Source organism: Petrotoga sp. DB-2 (genome assembly GCF_054051725.1).
Map to the genome: position 1 here is coordinate 39,254 of NZ_JBSVZD010000003.1, position 17,198 is coordinate 56,451.

18 protein-coding genes are annotated in these 17,198 nt (G+C 33.3%); 1 reads left to right on the top strand and 17 read right to left on the bottom strand.

What is annotated here, in order from left to right; translation table 11 throughout:
* Positions 1-16: 16 nt before the first annotated feature.
* From ACW9JY_RS01975 to ACW9JY_RS02030, 12 genes are all read right to left on the bottom strand, one after another.
* Positions 17-871, bottom strand: a complete 855-nt coding sequence (locus ACW9JY_RS01975; protein ID WP_103076084.1) for a P-loop NTPase — start codon at positions 869-871, stop codon at positions 17-19.
* Positions 868-2,184: a flagellar biosynthesis protein FlhF gene (gene flhF, locus ACW9JY_RS01980; RefSeq protein ID WP_457283181.1), complete on the bottom strand. Its 1,317-nt coding sequence runs from the start codon at positions 2,182-2,184 to the stop codon at positions 868-870. The genes ACW9JY_RS01975 and flhF overlap by 4 nt, the downstream gene beginning before the upstream one ends.
* A complete protein-coding gene (gene flhA, locus ACW9JY_RS01985; protein WP_457283182.1) occupies positions 2,174-4,306 on the bottom strand; it encodes a flagellar biosynthesis protein FlhA in 2,133 nt (710 codons plus the stop codon). Before flhA ends, flhF begins: the two co-directional genes overlap by 11 nt.
* 18 nt (positions 4,307-4,324) lie before the next feature.
* Positions 4,325-5,458 (bottom strand): flagellar biosynthesis protein FlhB, encoded by a 1,134-nt coding sequence (flhB, locus tag ACW9JY_RS01990; RefSeq protein WP_245855424.1) that lies wholly within the window; start codon positions 5,456-5,458, stop codon positions 4,325-4,327.
* Entirely contained in the window at positions 5,380-6,150 is a 771-nt protein-coding gene (fliR, locus tag ACW9JY_RS01995) for a flagellar biosynthetic protein FliR (RefSeq protein WP_457283183.1), read from the bottom strand. Before fliR ends, flhB begins: the two co-directional genes overlap by 79 nt.
* Before the next feature lie 3 nt (positions 6,151-6,153).
* On the bottom strand, positions 6,154-6,420 hold the full coding sequence (gene fliQ, locus ACW9JY_RS02000; RefSeq protein ID WP_103076080.1) for a flagellar biosynthesis protein FliQ: 267 nt from the start codon (positions 6,418-6,420) through the stop codon (positions 6,154-6,156).
* A 4-nt stretch (positions 6,421-6,424) separates the two neighbouring features.
* The gene (gene fliP, locus ACW9JY_RS02005) at positions 6,425-7,192 is read right to left on the bottom strand and encodes a flagellar type III secretion system pore protein FliP (protein WP_169925079.1); all 768 of its coding nucleotides are present in this window, start codon (positions 7,190-7,192) and stop codon (positions 6,425-6,427) included.
* A complete protein-coding gene (locus tag ACW9JY_RS02010) occupies positions 7,180-7,563 on the bottom strand; it encodes a hypothetical protein (protein ID WP_103076078.1) in 384 nt (127 codons plus the stop codon). The genes fliP and ACW9JY_RS02010 overlap by 13 nt, the downstream gene beginning before the upstream one ends.
* 5 nt (positions 7,564-7,568) lie before the next feature.
* Positions 7,569-7,928, bottom strand: coding sequence for a chemotaxis protein CheY (cheY, locus tag ACW9JY_RS02015; protein WP_103076077.1), 360 nt, complete (start codon positions 7,926-7,928; stop codon positions 7,569-7,571).
* 28 nt (positions 7,929-7,956) lie between these two features.
* Positions 7,957-8,385: a chemotaxis protein CheW gene (locus ACW9JY_RS02020; RefSeq protein WP_245855422.1), complete on the bottom strand. Its 429-nt coding sequence runs from the start codon at positions 8,383-8,385 to the stop codon at positions 7,957-7,959.
* Positions 8,386-8,486: 101 nt separating this feature from the next.
* Positions 8,487-10,508 (bottom strand): chemotaxis protein CheA, encoded by a 2,022-nt coding sequence (locus tag ACW9JY_RS02025; RefSeq protein ID WP_103076075.1) that lies wholly within the window; start codon positions 10,506-10,508, stop codon positions 8,487-8,489.
* Positions 10,509-10,546: 38 nt separating this feature from the next.
* Positions 10,547-11,758 (bottom strand): nicotinamide-nucleotide amidohydrolase family protein, encoded by a 1,212-nt coding sequence (locus ACW9JY_RS02030; RefSeq protein WP_457283184.1) that lies wholly within the window; start codon positions 11,756-11,758, stop codon positions 10,547-10,549.
* Between the two features lie 456 nt (positions 11,759-12,214).
* Between ACW9JY_RS02030 and nth the strand changes: the two genes are divergently transcribed.
* Positions 12,215-12,847, top strand: a complete 633-nt coding sequence (gene nth / locus ACW9JY_RS02035) for an endonuclease III (RefSeq protein ID WP_457283185.1) — start codon at positions 12,215-12,217, stop codon at positions 12,845-12,847.
* A gap of 34 nt (positions 12,848-12,881) precedes the next feature.
* Here nth and ACW9JY_RS02040 read toward each other — a convergent pair whose 3' ends face one another.
* Genes ACW9JY_RS02040 through metK form a run of 5 tightly spaced genes read right to left on the bottom strand, consistent with a single transcriptional unit; the run spans position 12,882 to position 16,936 of the window.
* The gene (locus ACW9JY_RS02040; RefSeq protein ID WP_103077148.1) at positions 12,882-13,331 is read right to left on the bottom strand and encodes a hypothetical protein; all 450 of its coding nucleotides are present in this window, start codon (positions 13,329-13,331) and stop codon (positions 12,882-12,884) included.
* 53 nt (positions 13,332-13,384) lie between these two features.
* Positions 13,385-14,389 (bottom strand): NAD(P)H-dependent glycerol-3-phosphate dehydrogenase, encoded by a 1,005-nt coding sequence (locus ACW9JY_RS02045; RefSeq protein ID WP_457283186.1) that lies wholly within the window; start codon positions 14,387-14,389, stop codon positions 13,385-13,387.
* Positions 14,389-15,336, bottom strand: coding sequence for a tRNA (guanosine(46)-N7)-methyltransferase TrmB (trmB, locus tag ACW9JY_RS02050; RefSeq protein WP_103077146.1), 948 nt, complete (start codon positions 15,334-15,336; stop codon positions 14,389-14,391). Before trmB ends, ACW9JY_RS02045 begins: the two co-directional genes overlap by 1 nt.
* Positions 15,337-15,394: 58 nt before the next feature.
* Positions 15,395-15,697 (bottom strand): 30S ribosomal protein S20, encoded by a 303-nt coding sequence (gene rpsT, locus ACW9JY_RS02055; protein WP_103077145.1) that lies wholly within the window; start codon positions 15,695-15,697, stop codon positions 15,395-15,397.
* Between the two features lie 42 nt (positions 15,698-15,739).
* Positions 15,740-16,936, bottom strand: coding sequence for a methionine adenosyltransferase (gene metK, locus ACW9JY_RS02060; RefSeq protein WP_457283260.1), 1,197 nt, complete (start codon positions 16,934-16,936; stop codon positions 15,740-15,742).
* Between the last annotated feature and the right edge of the window lie 262 nt (positions 16,937-17,198).

Consider the following 17,198-nt stretch of genomic DNA (forward strand, 5'->3'; position numbering starts at 1 on the left):
CCTTTCGTTCCGAACATCAATGTCCTTTCCCAAACATCTCTTTCAATCTCTGCGTAAAATTAATATGGGAAGAGGTTTTGATATTGAGTATATCGGAGGTAATCTTTTTTATATCTTTCGAAAACTTACTGTTTTCTTTCAATGAAATCAAAGGTATCTGCCTCTTCACACTCAAATGAACGTTTTCATCGTAAGAAATTTCATGAAAGTTATTTATTTCTCTGTTTAAAAACCTTTTTGCGGTTCTACTTAAGACGGATTTAACCATCTCAACTTCGTTTTTATTTTTGATCATATTTAGAATTATCTCTATTTCCCCATTTACATTCAAAACCGATAAAGCTTTCAGCAAGGTGTAGGCGTTAACAACGGCTGTCGGTTCGGGAACGGTTATTAGAAAGATAGTATCCGAATTTAGATAAAAATTATTGAGTTTTTCGGAATAACCTGCACCAACATCTATTATAAAATAATCGACTTCTTTCAACAAATTTAAAAATTCATCCATGATCGAATCAGTGAAATTATTTTGAAAGACCTTCCAATCTGTGAAATCAAAACCGCTGCTTATTATTTTGACACCATACTCCGTATCTTGAACGCAATCGTTGAAGGTAACATTACCCCTCATATATTCGCTCAACGTGATTTTCACAGTATTCCCCATCAGAATAGAAGCGTTTGCGAAACCAGCATCCGAATCAAATAAAAGTATTCGTTTCCCATGTGTTGCTAGATCAGCAGCGATATTCACCGACAATACCGACTTACCAACTCCACCCTTTCCGCTTACGACTGTTATGATCTTTGTTTGTGTGTTAGAAAATTCTTCTCTTAAACTAGCTGCCTGATCTCGATATATACGGTTCATTTAAATACCTCCTCCACTGCTGAACGGGTCAGCCATTCTTTAGAAGGAAACTTCAAATCTTCAGGAACTCTTTGACCATCTGTTATCCCCAACAAAGGTAATTTAGAATATTCAAGAAAAGAAAATATTTGTCCAAAAGATGAGGTTTCATCCATCTTTGTAAAAATTAATGCGTTGGGTTTTAGATAAGAAAAATTATCGTAAATATGCATCATATCTTCACAATTTGTGTTGGAGGATACCAGCATTATATTGTAATCAGGCTCAACTACGTCTTTGAACACTTTGAGTTCACCCATCTGTAAATTGTTCTTATGGCTTCTTCCAGCTGTGTCTATTAGAATTACATCAAAATTCAAAAGTGATTCCAAAGCAATTTTAAGGTCAGACGGGGTATAACAAATGTGAAGAGAAATACCTAGTATATCTGCATAAGTTTTTAACTGATCTGTTGCAGCTATTCTGTACGTGTCGATTGTAATTAGTGCAATTTTTTTATTCATTTTTTTTAAGTTAGCGGCTATTTTTGCCAACGTTGTCGTTTTTCCCACTCCTGTAGGACCTATAAACATAACTTTATTCTTTATATCACCAAAATTTAAAATTTCTAAGCTTTGATAAAGTTTTTTTTCAAATCTGGTCCTTATAATTTCTTGATTTTTCCAATTTTCTTCTACTTTTAAATCATTCAATTGATTTAAAAAGGATTCAATGAAAACTCTTGAATACGATTTTTCGTATAGCTTATCCTTTATATCTTGAAGATAGAGATTGTTTGCTTCCATTTTTTTGTTCAACTTTTCAACCATATTCATTAGATCTTGTAATTTTAAACTATCTTTGATGCCACTTTCAGAAGGTTCCCTTTGGATGTGTTGATGATAAAATGCTTCTGCACTTTTGTCTATCTTAGAAGATATTTCTCTACTCGTTTTTATAAACTCTGTTAAATCATCTTTTGAATGTTTACCGTTGGATCCATTATCACTATTTAAGTACGATGGTTTTGCTATTTTTTCTTCTCTTTCTTTTTTTCTATAAAATTCAGGTGTATTCCTTTTTATTAGATCGTTTAGCGTATAGGTATTATTAGATTCTTGCGGGTGATTTTTGGATTTTTGAGGTTTGTTCTCAGAATTTATGTTTTCCTCACTCAAAACAGTTACTTCGATATATTTTTCTCCACCGATTCCAAAAAATCCACCTTTTTTCACTTTTTTCGTGTCTAAAATATAGGCGTCTTCCCCGAATTCTCTTCTTATCTTTTCCATTGCTTCAGAAATTGTCTTAACGGTAAGTTTTTTAATTTGCATTGGATCTCTCACCTTCTATTTTCACTATTTCATTCACGTTGAGAGAAGTATCCGAAGGTATTTCTTCGTATGCTATAATACTGATGTTTTGAATAAATTTTAAGATAAATCTAGCGAATGGATATCTTACGTTTTTGGAACAAATTAATATAGGATTAAAGCCTTTCATCATCATGTTTTCAAGAGATTTGGATATTCTTTGTACCAAAATATTTGAATATTCTGGTTCGAGTATTATAACCCTTCCCGAATCCGTTTCTCTTATTGATTCCGATAATTTTTTCTCTATGGATGGATCCAATGCGGTAACATGTAATTCTCCATCGTCAGACCTTAAATTTTCCGCTATTTGCCTACCTAAAGATCTTCTGACATACTCTACTAAATTCTCAATATTGTTTCCATATTTATCGACTGCCTCTATCAAACTCTCAAAAATTAGGGGCAGATTTCTTATTGAAATCCTTTCATACAATAGTTCACTTAAAACTTTTTTTAGTTCATGTATTTTTAGCATTGTTGGGATTAGTGTATCTACTAGATTAGCATAATTAACTCTCAATCCATCGATTAATATTTCTAATTCTTTTGTTCCAATAATTTCCTGAGCATATTTTTTAATGGTTTCAGAAAGATGAGTGGCAAAAACGCTGGGTGCGTCAACAGTAGTGTAACCTTTTTCTATAGCTTCCTCTTTTAAACTTTCGTCTATCCAGAAGGCTTCTAAACCGAAGGCAGGCTCTTTTGTCTTTATACCAGGTAATTCTTCAGAAGCCATACCTGAGTTTATAGCAAGAAGTCTGTCGGGGATCAATTCGAATCTACCAACTTCAACGCCTCTCAATTTAATAACGTATTCATTCGAACTTAATAGAACGCTGTCCCTTATTCGAATGGGAGAGATAACTATACCCAATTCATAAGCTAATTGTTTTCGAACAACGGTTATCCTATCCAATAGGTCGCCGCCTTGATCTGGATCAGCTAAAGGTATCAATCCATATCCAATGTCTACTTCAATTGTATCACCTTGTAAGACTTCTGAAACTTCTTCTGGAGTGGTAAGAGGTGGTGCAAAACCGCCAGAAACACCCCTGTTTTCAACTTTTGGTGCGGTTGAGCTTCCCATTCCTCCGCCACTCGAACCCGTTGTTTCAAATGCTAGCTGGCCTTCACTCACTCTACTCACGTAAGCTACAAAAAGTAAACTTCCTCCTAAAATCAACGATGGAAAAACTGGAATTGGTGTTAACATACCTAAAAATATTATTATTCCGCCTGCTATATTCAAAACCCTTGTGTCAGAAGTAAGTTGTCTTATTAAATCTACACCAAAATTATCTTTTGAGGCGGCTCTTGATACTATCATACCTGCAGAAGTTGAAATCAACAACGCAGGAATTTGAGCAACAAGTCCGTCACCAACGGTTAGTAGAGCAAATACTTCCGCCGCCTCTGCGATCGTCAGTCCCTGCTGTAACATCCCAATTATTAAACCCCCAACTAAATTTATCAGAGTTATTATTAATCCAGCTATTGCATCCCCTCTTACAAATTTACTAGCTCCATCCATTGCACCATAAAAATCGGCTTCTCTTCTTATGTCTTCTCTTCTTTGTCTAGCTTCTTCTTCGTTAATCAAACCGGAAGACATGTCAGCATCTATACTCATCTGTTTGCCAGGCATGGCATCCAAAGTGAACCTTGCGGCTACTTCAGATATTCTTTCTGTTCCTTTAGTTATTACAAGAAATTGTATTATAATAAGGATCAAAAAGATTATGATTCCCACAATATAATTTCCACCGACGACAAAGTCACCGAAGGCTCTTATTACTTTTCCTTCAAAATTTTTACCGTTTAGGAGTATCAAACGAGTAGACGAAACGTTCAACGCCAACCTAAAGATGGTCATAACTAGTAACAAAGATGGAAAAATAGAAATATCCAATGCCCTTTTCAAATATAAAGTGGCCAATAAGATTATAATAGAAACGATTATGTTCAATAGCTGCAAGAAGTCTAGCAAAAAGGTAGGAATAGGTATAACCATCAACACAACTATCCCCACGATAAGTATGGAAATTGCTACATCTAACCCTTTTATTTTATTAAAATTCATCGCTAACCTCCCAATGATTTAATAACTGAGTTTGTAGACATAAGCTAGTACTTCTGCAACTAAGGTGTATAGGTCTTCTGGTATTTCTTCGTTTAAGTCAACTTTCTCATAAATTTTTCTTGCCAAAGCAGGTCTTTCTAAGATTGGGATTCCATGTTTAAAGGCAATTTCTCTTATCTTAAAGGCGACTTCATCTTTTCCTTTTGCTACAACTATTGGAGCCTGCATTTCTTCAGGTTTGTACTCTATCGCTACAGCATAATGAGTAGGATTGGTAACAACAACGTCCGCTTCAGGTACTTTTTGCATCATTCTACTTCTTGCTAAATTTCTCATCAATTCTCTTTGCCTTTGTTTAATTTCTGGGTTTCCTTCTATTTCCTTTCGTTCTTGTTTGACCTCATAATTGCTCATTTTTAGCTCTTTTTTATATTCATATCTCTGGTACCAAAAATCAAATAAACTGAGAAGAAGTAAGGCTATTCCTAATTGAAACAGTATATTAATAACTAAATCAAAAATCACATTAAAGGAAAAAGAAGTTTCTTCCTCCGCCAACGAGAGTATCTTATACCAATTGGCTTTTATGATATTATAAGTTAACAACCCTAATATGGTTAGTTTTAAAAGAGACTTAATTAGCTCCACCACAGATCTTAAAGAAAATAGTCTTTTGAATCCTTTAATGGGGTTTATCTTACTCAGATCCAATTTTAAAGATTTAAAAGTAAATAAAAATTTGGTTTGAATCATTCCCAAAAGGGAAGAAACTACCACGGCAACAACAAAAAACAGTATCAATTTTATGTATAAGTTCATATGTGCCGTAATCTCATATCCAAGCAAATCTGTTGGTGAATAATCTAAATCTAAAGATAAATAATCGTAAAAAACCTTAAAAATATCATTAAGGAGGGGCTCAAATATTATCCACAAAAAAAGCGAAATTGACAAAAAACTAACTGCCATGTTAAATTCGTTCGATTGGGGTATGTTTCCCTCTTCTCGAGCTTTTTCTAATCGCCTAGGTGTGGGATCTTCAGTTTTATCTGGATCTGCAAAAAGTTGAAGGTTTATTGAAATAGAAGGATCATTGAATTTTTCATCCATTCTATTAGTTGAAAGAATAGAGTAGTAAACTGATCTTCCCAAATCAATATCACTCCTAAAAAAAGTAAAAATCCTACCAGTATTTCTAGTGGAATACCAACCATAAAAACATTTACCTGAGGTATCAATCTAGAAACTATTCCCAAAGCAACTTTCAAAAGGATCATAAATGCGATAAATGGCATCGAAAGCTGAAGGCCTATAGTAAATACATCGAATAATTTTTGAGAAAAAACCATAAATCCATCAGGTGCTAGAGTAAAAACTACAGGAACCTTGTTGAAGGAATCAATAATTATTGAGTATAAAATTAACGGCCCCTTAAGGATAAAAAAAAGCAACATACTGAACAAAAATGAAAGCTCTGAAATTAAAGAGACTTCGTCGCTAGTTACAGGATCGAAAACATTCGCCATTGCAAATCCCATTTGTATACCTATCGTTTCTCCAGCAAATTGAAAGGCATAGAACAAAATATTGGCTATTAACCCTACACTACTTCCAAAAACAAAATTCATCAACAAATAAAAAATTATCAACAAAGGAGGTGAATTTATAGGAAAAGTTCCGTTAACCTCAAATAGCACCAAATAAGAAATAAAAAGCGTTATAAAAACTTTCACATGAACTGGAACAAAACGAGTACTAAAAAAAGGAATAAAAAAAGTAATTCCAGCCAACCTAGCAAAGATGAAAAAATAAACCCATAGATGGTATGTCAGATTTTCCAGCACCACCTAAATCATTCCCAAATAATAAGTGAATAATTCGAATGAAAAATCTGATATGTTTTGCATTATCCACGAGAACATTAAAACCAACGAAAGAAAAGTTATTATAATTTTAGGTGCAAATGTCAACGTCTGTTCGTGAAGCTGTGTAACGGCTTGGAAGATACTAATAATCAACCCCACTGCTACACTTATTATTAAAATTGGAGAGACTACTTTTAGAAAGAGCATTATACCGTTTTCAAAAATCTCTATTAGTACCTCTTCACTCATGAGATCATCCTCCCACAAAACTCCTTACTAATCCTCCAATTAAGAGATCCCATCCGTTTACCATCACGAAAATCATTATTTTAAAAGGTAAAGAAATCAGAATCGGAGGTATCATGATCATCCCCATAGATAACAGAATACTTGCTACCACCATATCTACTATTATAAAAGGCAGATAGAGTAATATACTCATTTTAAAGGCGATTTCTAACTCGCTTATTGCAAAGGCAGGTACCAGAATTTGAAAAGGAGTTTCTTCGATATTATCTATCTCTATATTCATTGAAGATGAAAGCATATAGATATCATCTTCATTTTTATGTGCCACAATCTCTGAAATCATGAAATCTTTGAATTGCTGCCAACTAATTTGTATTGCTTCTTGATAGTCAATCTCATTTTGGTTGTACGGGATAATTGCCTCTTGATACACCCCATTAAAAACAGGAAACATTATCATTATGGTTAAAAAAAGGGCCAAAGCCAACATTACTTGATTTGGAGGAGCTTGCCTGGTGCCCATAGCCTGTCTCAAAAAGCTTAACACAACAACTATTCTTGTAAATGAAGTAAATAACATTAAAAACCCTGGGGCTAAGGACAAAACGGTTACGATTAAAAGTATTGTCAACGTCGGCGTTAAAGTATTAACTTCTTCATTCGGGTTTATCTGTATATCTACCCCTGGGAGTTGAAGAGTATTTTGAGAAAAAACTAAACTAAAAGATATGATAAAAAGAATAAGAGTTATTATCGTCTTTACTTTTCTGATTTTTCTTCTTCCCTTCCCCTTGAATTTTTATCTTTTTTCAGTATATTAGAAAAGGTTTCAAGAAATTTAGGGTGTTCATTCATAATTTCCTGAACCTCATCTTCTTCTAACTTTCTTATTATTTCACTAGAATTGGAAGTAGCCAATATAATGTAATATTCTTTAAAAACTTTCAATACTCCAACATATAAATTCCTATCTAGATAATATTTTTTTACCATCTTAACTTCTTTACTTTTAGGTCCCTTTTTTAATGTTTTAGCCAGTATATAATAAAATACCACAAGAAGTATGATGAGTAAAATTATGGCTACGAACCAAAATGACACATTAACCAAATTACTACTAGGAGTTGCATAGTCAGTGGGCATTTAAACTACTCCAACTTTTGTAAAGCTTCTATAACCCTATTAGCTTGAAATGGTTTCACAATAAAATCTTTTGCACCAGCCTGAATGGACTCTATAACCATAGCTTGTTGCCCCATGGCGCTACAAACTATAATCTTGGCGTTGGGGTCTATTTTCATGATTTCTTTTGTAGCTTGAATACCATCTTTAACAGGCATAGTTATATCCATCGTGACAAAATCGGGTTTTAATTCTTGATACTTTTCAACAGCTTCTTGACCGTTGCTAGCTTCTCCCACTACTTCATAGTTTCCTTTCGTTAAGATGTCTTTAAGCATCATTCTCATAAAAGCTGCATCATCTACTATTAAGACAGTTTTACCCATTAAAACACCTCCGAAGACTTTAAAATTTTTATTTTTTAAACTCGGCTTCTAAGATACTTTCTAAATCTAGATATACAATCAACCTATTTTCTATCTTTATAACCCCTTTAACTTTATCTGAGTAAACAGACTCTTTTGATTGAAATTTTTCTAACTTGGTGGGATCGATGGAAAGAACGTTTTCAACATCATCCACATACATTCCTATCTCCTCTTCGTTTATTTTTAACACAAGGATATTTTCATAAATGTGGTCATCGGGAACATCAATCCCTAAAATTTTAGTTAATTCGATAACAGGAACTATTCTTCCCCTTAAATTAATTAAACCAACTAGGAAGTATTTTGAATTCGGAACGGGTGTTACATCAGCCTTATCTACAACACTTTCTATATTCTCTACTGGCAAAGCATATTCTTGATCCACAATTTTGAAAGAAAGCACGTCTTCCATCATATATTTCCCCCTCTTTTACAACTATTTATATACTACTTTTGAAGATATAAAACTTGCTTTAGTGCCCCTTCGACCCGCAGCTAGGGTATTTAAATTATTTATTATATTAGAGAAGCTACATCCAATATTAGAGCTATTCTCCCGTCTCCTAAAATTGCACCTCCGCTAAACTCCTTAACATCATTCAGCAGAGATCCCAAAGATTTAATCACTATATCATCTTGACCTAATAATTTATCAACAACAACCCCATACTTTTTGTTTCCCACTTTCACAATAATAATATATTCGTTAGAAGAATCATTTTTCTTTTCATAACCAAATAACTTCCTTAAACGCACTATAGGCATCACTTCTCCTCTCAAAAGGAAGACTTCTTGACCTTGGACAACCTTTAACTCACCATCACTTATTCTTTGAGTCGTATCAATGTTGGCAATAGGTATAGCATAAACATGCTCATTTACAGTTATTAAAAGAGCTTCGATAATTGCCAAGGTAAGAGGCAAACTAATACTTATCTTTGTACCTTTTTCCTTTTTTGTTTCCAAAGAAATAGTACCCTTCAAACTCTCTATAGTGCTTTTAACTACATCCATTCCAACTCCTCTACCTGACAATTCTGTAGAAACTGTTTTAGTAGAAAACCCTGGTAAAAAGACGAAATTGTATATTTCCTCATCGCTTAATTTCGATGCTTCTGATGAGCTAGTCAACCCCTTATTTATAGCAGTGCGGAGTATCTCATTTTTATCGAACCCTTTTCCATCATCTTCGACTTCTATGATAACTCCGTTACCTTCATGCCTAGCTGATAACTTCAAAGTTCCGGTTTCAGGTTTACCTTTGGCCAAACGCTCGTGAGGGCCTTCTATACCATGATCTATGGAGTTCCGTAATAAATGAACTAACGGTTCACCTATTTCATCAACTACAGTTCTATCTAATTCTGTTTCTTCTCCTTGGATCACAAAGTTCACTTTTTTGCCCACCTCTTTTGCAAGATCTCGTACAAGTCTCGGAAATCTATTGAAGACAAATGCGACAGGAACCATTCTAATTTTCATAACAACATTCTGAAGATCTAATGTTATCCTTGAGAGTTGTGTTAAACTTTCATCTACTTCTTTTACATCGTACTTACTTAAAGTTTCAATGATTCTACTTCGAGCTATAACGAGTTCAGCCATTAAATTCATTAAATCATCCAATTTGTTTATATCTACTCTTATACTTTTCGAAAGCTTAACTTCTTTTTTATTGTTCTCTACACCCTTTTGATTTGATTCTTTTTCCTCGTCCTCATTCATTTCTTTTGATCTAAAGAGATTGTTCGTTGAAAATTCATCTACATAAACCGATTCCACTTCGGCAACTTTATTGACGAGTTCTGCTATCTCTCCAATACTTTTAGAGGTAACAACCCCAAAAATCAACTCTTTATCAAAATTCTCTTTTTCTATCTCTTCAACACTAGGATACGTATAAACTATCTCACAACCGTTGTCTTCTAATTTGTGATGTATAGCGTAAGCTCTTGCCTGCTTTAACTGTACACCGTCCTCTAAAATAACCTTCAAAATTAAAAAGTTTAGATTCCTTTCTTTTGCTTTTTTGAAAACATCCTCTAAAAGTTCTTTAGTTTCTTCGCCCATTTTGGAATAAATGTCGTTACTCTGTTTACCTGTATTTTCTTCTTTTTCAGTTGTTTTATCCTTAGGTGGTTTAGACGAACCAGCTAATTCTCCATATAAGTCAATTTTGTCCAACAATTTTTCCAGTTTTTCTATACCGCCATTTCCCCCTTGTGCTATATCTGAAATACTCTCTTCTAATGCATCAGAAGCTTTAAACAAAAAATCCATCAGATCATCGGTTAAGTCAATCTTTTTATTTCTTAATGAATCTAATACATTTTCCAATTTATGTGAAAATTTAGCCAACGTATCAAACTCCATTGTACCCGCCATACCTTTTAAGGTGTGGATTACTCTGAAAATATTGTTTATTATTTCTAGATTACTTTTATCTTTTTCAAGTTCAAGTAGAAGATCATTAAGTTCTTGAATATTTTCTTTAGATTCCTCTAAAAAGACATTTAAATACACATCGTAATTCGACAATTCTATCCCCTCCTATTTCAAAGTATTCTTACCCTTTTCTAAGGATTTTGATTTCGAACCAAATTTAAAATATTCCAAAAAGCATAGTAAGTGGCTCTTTTTCGAATTTCATCCCGTTCCCCTGAAAAAACTTCTTTTACGGCAACAAAATCTTGGTTAGTGAGAAAACCAAACCAAACTGTGCCGACAGGTTTTTGCTCACTTCCAGAGCTTGGCCCTGCTATGCCACTAACAGATACACAGATATCGCTTTCCATAATTTTCTTTAAACCATAGGCCATTTCTTTGACGGTTTCTTCGCTCACAGCTCCATATTTCCCTATCGTTTCTTTTTTAACGTTCAATAATTTTACTTTTGAGTCATTAGAATACGTTACCACTGCACCTTTAAGCACATTAGAAGCACCTGGAACGGATACCAATGTATCCGAAAGCATCCCTCCAGTACATGACTCAGCAAAAGAAAGTGTTTTTGAAGATCCCATTAATGCTTCAAATAAAGTATTTTCTAAATTTTTAAAACCAATAAAGTACTTACTAAATTGAGATAGTATCTTTTCCAATATAGGTTCGAAATTGTCATTTTTTTGCATTCTAATTCTTAAACTTGGACCAACATATTCTTCAATTTTAGTAGAGTAATCATAATTTTTTAAGATAACTGAAACCTCTTGCATTAACTCAGCTTCTGTTAAACCATAAAAATAAAGGGAATATTCTACATGATCTTTTTTCATATTACTTTTTAATTCATTATATATATACGTATCAAAGATTGCTTTCATCTCATTATATGGTCCGGGTAATAAATAAATAGTTTTACCTTTAACCTGAACTTTTTGTCCTGGTGCACTTCCTATTGGATTTTGCAGTATATCAGCATTTTTTAAAACGTAACTTTGTTTCTTTAAAATACTTAGGTGTTTTTCTGTTTTGTTGTAATAATACTGGTTTATTTTCTCAAATAAATCTTCATTAAATACAATATCTATATTACAACTTTCAGAAACAGCTTGAACTGTTAAATCGTCTTCTGTAGGTCCCAATCCACCTGTTATAAATATTTTATCACACATTTTTAATGATTCTTCAATGGATAATTTTATCAAAGATAAATCATCTTTTACATTCGTTATTTTTAAGGTATCATATCCGATGTTTTTGAGCTTTTCAGCAAGGTATTTTGAATTTTTGTCTAATATAATACCTTCTGTCAGTTCATTACCTGTTGCAATTATACAAGACTTCAATGTTGTCACTCCTAAATGTTTTAGCTAAACTAAATCACTATATTTTACCACAATTTTTTTCTTATTTTCATAATTTACTAATTTTCATATTTTTTGTGCTATCATTAAGCATTAAGGGGTAAACCCCTTAAGATCCCCAAAACCAATTTTCATTTTAGTAAAGATTTTTGCACAAATCAGCAAAAGGTGAACCCCTTAAGATCCCCAAATTCGCGTAACATCATTTACTGGGCAAATGAGAATATGGAAATTGTTTCTAAGGCATTATAAAGAATCATTTTGCACAAAGCTGCAAAAAAACATTGTTTGCACAATGCAACAAACTTAAAAAAGATTTTTTGCACAAATCAGCAAAACGGGTGGGCAGCAGGGCGAAGGGGCGCTAAAGCAAACAAGACTCCAAGCTCTCAAGCTTATTAAAAAGTTTCCAAAAACTTTATGATAAAAGGAGTAGACATGAAGAGAGATATAAAAAAAGAAGCAGAAAAGATCATACATATGTTTCCACGCATTAATTCTGAAACGGATCCTTTTAAGGTTTTAATTGAAACGGTGCTTTCTCAAAGAACAAAAGATGAAAATACCGAAAAAGCTTTTAAATCACTTTTTTCTCGTTACAAAAATGTTTTTGAGATTTCTAAATTGAATCCTGAGGAACTATATGATCTAATCAAGCCAGCAGGTATGTATAGACAAAAATCTGAAAGAATTATCAATATTTCTAGAATTTTAATTGAAAAATATAATGGAAAAGTGCCAGATGAATTGGAAGAGTTGATTAAGCTGCCAGGAGTGGGGAGAAAAACAGCCAATATAGTTCTGTATGTATCTTTTGGTAAAGAAGCACTTGCAGTTGACACACACGTACATAGAATTTCCAATAGGCTCGGTTGGGTGAAGACAAAAACACCAGAAGAAACGGAAGTCCAATTAAAAAAAATTATACCCTCTGAATTATGGGGGCCACTGAATGGTTCAATGGTGAATTTTGGTCAAAAGATTTGTAAGCCAATTTCTCCAAAGTGCATGGAATGCTTTTTGAATGAAGTCTGCCCTTCAAAAAGGGTATATAAAAACAAAAGCCGGTAAATTAATACCGGCTTTTGTTTTTTTAAATCAAACCTTAAGGCATGATTATATTTCCATTATTTTTGCCTTTCTCTTTTTGGTTTTTTCCAATGCCTGCTCTTTCTAATTGATTTAAGAGCTCTGGGGAGGCTATACTGATGTTACCTGCAGCATCCTCTTGCTCAAGTAACTGTTTCATTTTTTCTTGATATTCTGCCATTCTTTTCTTCAAACTCTCTAAGTCATTATCGATCCATTGTATTATTCCCTTTGAGATTTCTTCGATTCTTTCATCGCTTAAATCCATCTTATCTTCACTTAGTTCATTTAAAGCACTTACTTCTTCTTTTACAGATTCTTTCACTTTGTCCTCATCCAACAGGTCATTTTTCTTGATTAACCTTAAAGCAACATTTGTTCTAAATTTTAAATCTTCTATAGAAACTTCTAAACTTTCTAAACGTACCATCAATGCTTGTAAAAGCTGGTCTAAAGAAACTTGCATTCGAATGCCTCCTTAAAATTTAACTTTCTTGCTTAATTATACCATAATATCTTTCAATTAAAAAACTCGGATTTCAAATCCCTTGTCATTAATTCGTAAATAGCCGTTTTGGAATCTACACCTTCATATAGCACCTGATAGATTTTAGTAGCTATAGGCATTTCAATTTCTTTTTCTTTTGCGTCATTATATACAGCTTTAGCAGTGTAAACTCCTTCCACCACCATCACCATCTGTTCCAGAATTGTTTTCAATGGCATATCTTTTGATAGCATTTCTCCAACGTACCGATTTCTGCTATGTGAGCTAGTACATGTTACAACAAGATCTCCAATCCCCGCTAATCCCATGAACGTTTCTTTGTTTCCTCCATAATATGTTCCATACCTAATAATCTCAACCAAAGAACGGGTAATTAAAGCCGCTTTTGTGTTATCCCATTTTCCAAATCCATCTATTATACCCGCACCTATTGCATATATGTTTTTTATAGCACCGCTAATTTCTATTCCTATTAAGTCATTGTTAGTATATACCCTAAAAGTTTCGTTGCTAAAAATTTCTTGTATATATTTGTTAACCTGACTGTCTCTACCTGCAACTACAACCGATGTAGGAACATCTTTTGCTACTTCTTCTGCATGGCTGGGACCACTTAGGGTACAATAATTAAATCCTGATAGGTATTCCTCAAAAATTTTACTCGGTATTTTTCGGTTGTTAATTTCCATACCTTTTGATAGATTGACAAAAACGATATCTTTATTTATAAAAGAGTTTTTCTGAATTTGGCTTAATACCTCTGATATATGTTGAACAGGGATGGCTATAATTACAATTTGTGCGTTTTTTAGACTTTCATTTATATCCCCTTCAACATTTATTTCTTTTGAAGGAAGTTTTACGTTAGATAGATAGCGAGGATTACGTCCTTTTTTTATTTCTTGTAGGAGTTTTTTGTCTCTATCCCAAATTGTTACTTTTTGATGATTATCTACTAAATGCTTTGCCATCGCGGTTCCCCAACTACCTGCTCCCAAAACAGTTATATGAGACATTAATTCTCTATCTCCTTGGCGATTATATTCACCGCTTCCTTAACAGCAGGGGTTCTATAAGCTTTTGCTATATCATCTAATTTTATTAGCCAACCTTCTTTCATTTTGCTGACATTAACAAAATAACTTTGAATATACCCTTCGTCTTCAGAAAAAACCTTCACTAAATATTCTGAACCATCTAATTTAGTATATATGTCCTTTATAACTATAGTTTTATTTTTACAAGATTTTTTAAATCCAACTAAAGATTGTAATTTATCGAAATCTACTTTCTTGATTTTCTGATGAGGCAAATCGAAATCCCCTTCTAACAATCTTTTTATTGTTTTTTTGCATCTTTTTTGTGCAATTAATAAATACTTTTTTCTTCCTTCATTTTCCCATTTTTTTTCGTATCTTGTTTTGAATGGTAACTGATTAACTTCGGAAATATTTTTTACTTCAAAACATCCGTTGTTTAAAAATTTTTCTTTAACATCAGAAGCATACCAAAAAACGTCGGTTGTTAAAATTACTTTTCCATCTACTTCTTCTAATACCGACGATAAGGTGTCTATAAATTTTTCGTCAAAAAGACGGTTTTTTGCGTGCTTACTTTTTGGCCATGGGCATGGGAAGTTAACTATTACTTTATTAATCGAGTTGTCAGAAAAAAGCTCCCTAATAGCGAATTTTGCATCTTCAAGAATTATTTGTATGTTATTTAAATTATTTTGAAAAAGCTTCTTTTTAATTTTGTGACAAGAAGTTAGAGATGTTTCTATGCCAATGTAATTATAGTTATTATTCTCTTTGGCTAAACTTACTAAAAACTCTCCACCACCAAATCCAATTTCAACTATTAACTTATTGCTATTTCCAAAAATTTTATTCCATTCTAGAGGATATCTTTTTATGTCCTTTGGATTTATTTGATACATTTGTAAATAAGAATAAGAACTCAAAACTTTATTACCTCCCCAAAATGGGAGCTATAATTGTAGTGATTGCAAACATCCTCAATTACTCATTTACAGGGGAACTTTCTGGCGCCATTTCACCCAAATGTTTTTTAACCTTTAAATGTAATTTTGATTTTTTCCTTGCTGCGTAATTTTTATGTACAGCACCATGTGATTTTGCAGTGTCAATAATTTTAAAAGACTTGCTTAATAACTGCATCAATTCTTCCCTTTCGGCATTTTCTTGAATTTTCTTGTCTATTTCCTTAGAAATTTCCTTAATCCTCTTTTGATATCCACGATTTTTTTGTCTTCTTTGCTCTGATTGCCTAACCCTTTTTTCTGCTGATTTTTTATTTGGCAATTTTTAAAATACCTCCTCAACTTTTATTTTTTTATTGTTGAATTACAAACCTAATGCCGCTTTCAATTCCTTAACTTTATCCAATTTTTCCCATGGGAATTCTACATCTTTTCTTCCGAAATGTCCATAAGCAGCAGTCTTTTTGTAAATAGGTTGTAATAGATTTAAGTTACTAATTATTGCGGCAGGTCTAAAATCAAATATCTCTTTCACAACTTTATATATCTTTTCTTCATCAACTTTTGCAGTACCTTTCGTATCAATATTTATTGAAACAGGTTGTGCAACACCAATTGCATAGGAAAGTTGAATTAAAACCTCATCCGCCGCACCACTTGCCACCAAATTTTTAGCTACATACCTTGCCATATAAGTAGCGGATCTATCTACTTTGGTAGGATCCTTTCCTGAAAAAGCTCCTCCCCCATGTGGTGCCCAACCACCATATGTATCAACGATTATCTTCCTTCCGGTGAGTCCTGTATCAGCTTGAGGCCCGCCGATTACAAATCTTCCTGTAGGATTGATAAGGATTTTTGTATTTTTTGTAAAAAGATTTTCCGGTATGACTGGAGTTATTACATGCTCTTTTATTGCTTCTTCTAACTCTTGTCTTTTTATATCAGGCGAATGTTGAGTGGAAATGAGTATAGTCTCTATGCCTAGCGGTTGATTATTTTCATCATATTCTACTGTTACTTGAGTTTTACCGTCTGGCCTTAAAAAATCCACGGTATTCGATTTTCGGACATCGGATAATCTTTTTGCAAGTCTGTGAGCTAAGAGAATGGGTAAAGGCATATAAGCATCCGTTTCGTTTGTAGCGTACCCGAACATAATGCCTTGATCTCCTGCTCCTATTTTTTCAAAAGGATCTTCTTCTTCTTTTGATTTAACTTCGAAGGATCTATCAACCCCCAATGCTATATCAGGTGATTGTTCTTCAATAGAAGTAATTACAGCGCATGTTTCACCATCAAATCCAAATTTAGCTCTGTTATAACCTATATCTAGAACAGTATTCCTGACAAGCGTCGGAACATCTATATATGCAGTAGTTCTAACCTCACCAGTTACTACAACTAGCCCTCTTGTCACTAAAGTTTCTACAGCACATCGGGCATTTATCTTATTTTCTTCAGGTTCTTTTTCCAGTATAGCATCAAGTATTGTATCAGAAATTTGATCACAGATTTTATCAGGATGACCTTCCGTTACACTTTCACTGGTAAAGAGCATTTTTTTCACATTTTAGCCTCCTTCATTTCTTCGAGTTTTTCATTGTCTTTAGAAATTCCAAAACTTTGTGTTAGCGTCGGACGTTAAGGGGTAAACCCCTTAAGATCCCCAAGTTCAAAATCAAAGTTTTTTGCATAGATCTGCGGAAAACATCATTTGCTACGCAAATGAGAATTAGGATGTTACTTCTAAAGCATTAGGAAAAAGCTTTTTGCATAAATCAGCAAAAAAACATAGTTTGCACACTCCAGCAAACGCTCCA

Bases quoted from the DNA above. Each gene is read 5' to 3' on its own strand.
- flhA (WP_457283182.1), bottom strand. From the start codon at position 4,306: ATGAATTTTAATAAAATAAAAGGGTTAGATGTAGCAATTTCCATACTT.
- flhF (WP_457283181.1), bottom strand. From the start codon at position 2,184: ATGCAAATTAAAAAACTTACCGTTAAGACAATTTCTGAAGCAATGGAA.
- ACW9JY_RS02045 (WP_457283186.1), bottom strand. From the start codon at position 14,389: ATGTCTCATATAACTGTTTTGGGAGCAGGTAGTTGGGGAACCGCGATG.
- metK (WP_457283260.1), bottom strand. From the start codon at position 16,936: ATGCTCTTTACCAGTGAAAGTGTAACGGAAGGTCATCCTGATAAAATC.
- ACW9JY_RS02010 (WP_103076078.1), bottom strand. From the start codon at position 7,563: ATGCCCACTGACTATGCAACTCCTAGTAGTAATTTGGTTAATGTGTCA.
- ACW9JY_RS02040 (WP_103077148.1), bottom strand. From the start codon at position 13,331: ATGCAAGTTTCTTTAGACCAGCTTTTACAAGCATTGATGGTACGTTTA.
- cheY (WP_103076077.1), bottom strand. From the start codon at position 7,928: ATGGGTAAAACTGTCTTAATAGTAGATGATGCAGCTTTTATGAGAATG.
- ACW9JY_RS01975 (WP_103076084.1), bottom strand. From the start codon at position 871: ATGAACCGTATATATCGAGATCAGGCAGCTAGTTTAAGAGAAGAATTT.
- ACW9JY_RS02020 (WP_245855422.1), bottom strand. From the start codon at position 8,385: ATGATGGAAGACGTGCTTTCTTTCAAAATTGTGGATCAAGAATATGCT.
- fliQ (WP_103076080.1), bottom strand. From the start codon at position 6,420: ATGAGTGAAGAGGTACTAATAGAGATTTTTGAAAACGGTATAATGCTC.
- nth (WP_457283185.1), top strand. From the start codon at position 12,215: ATGAAGAGAGATATAAAAAAAGAAGCAGAAAAGATCATACATATGTTT.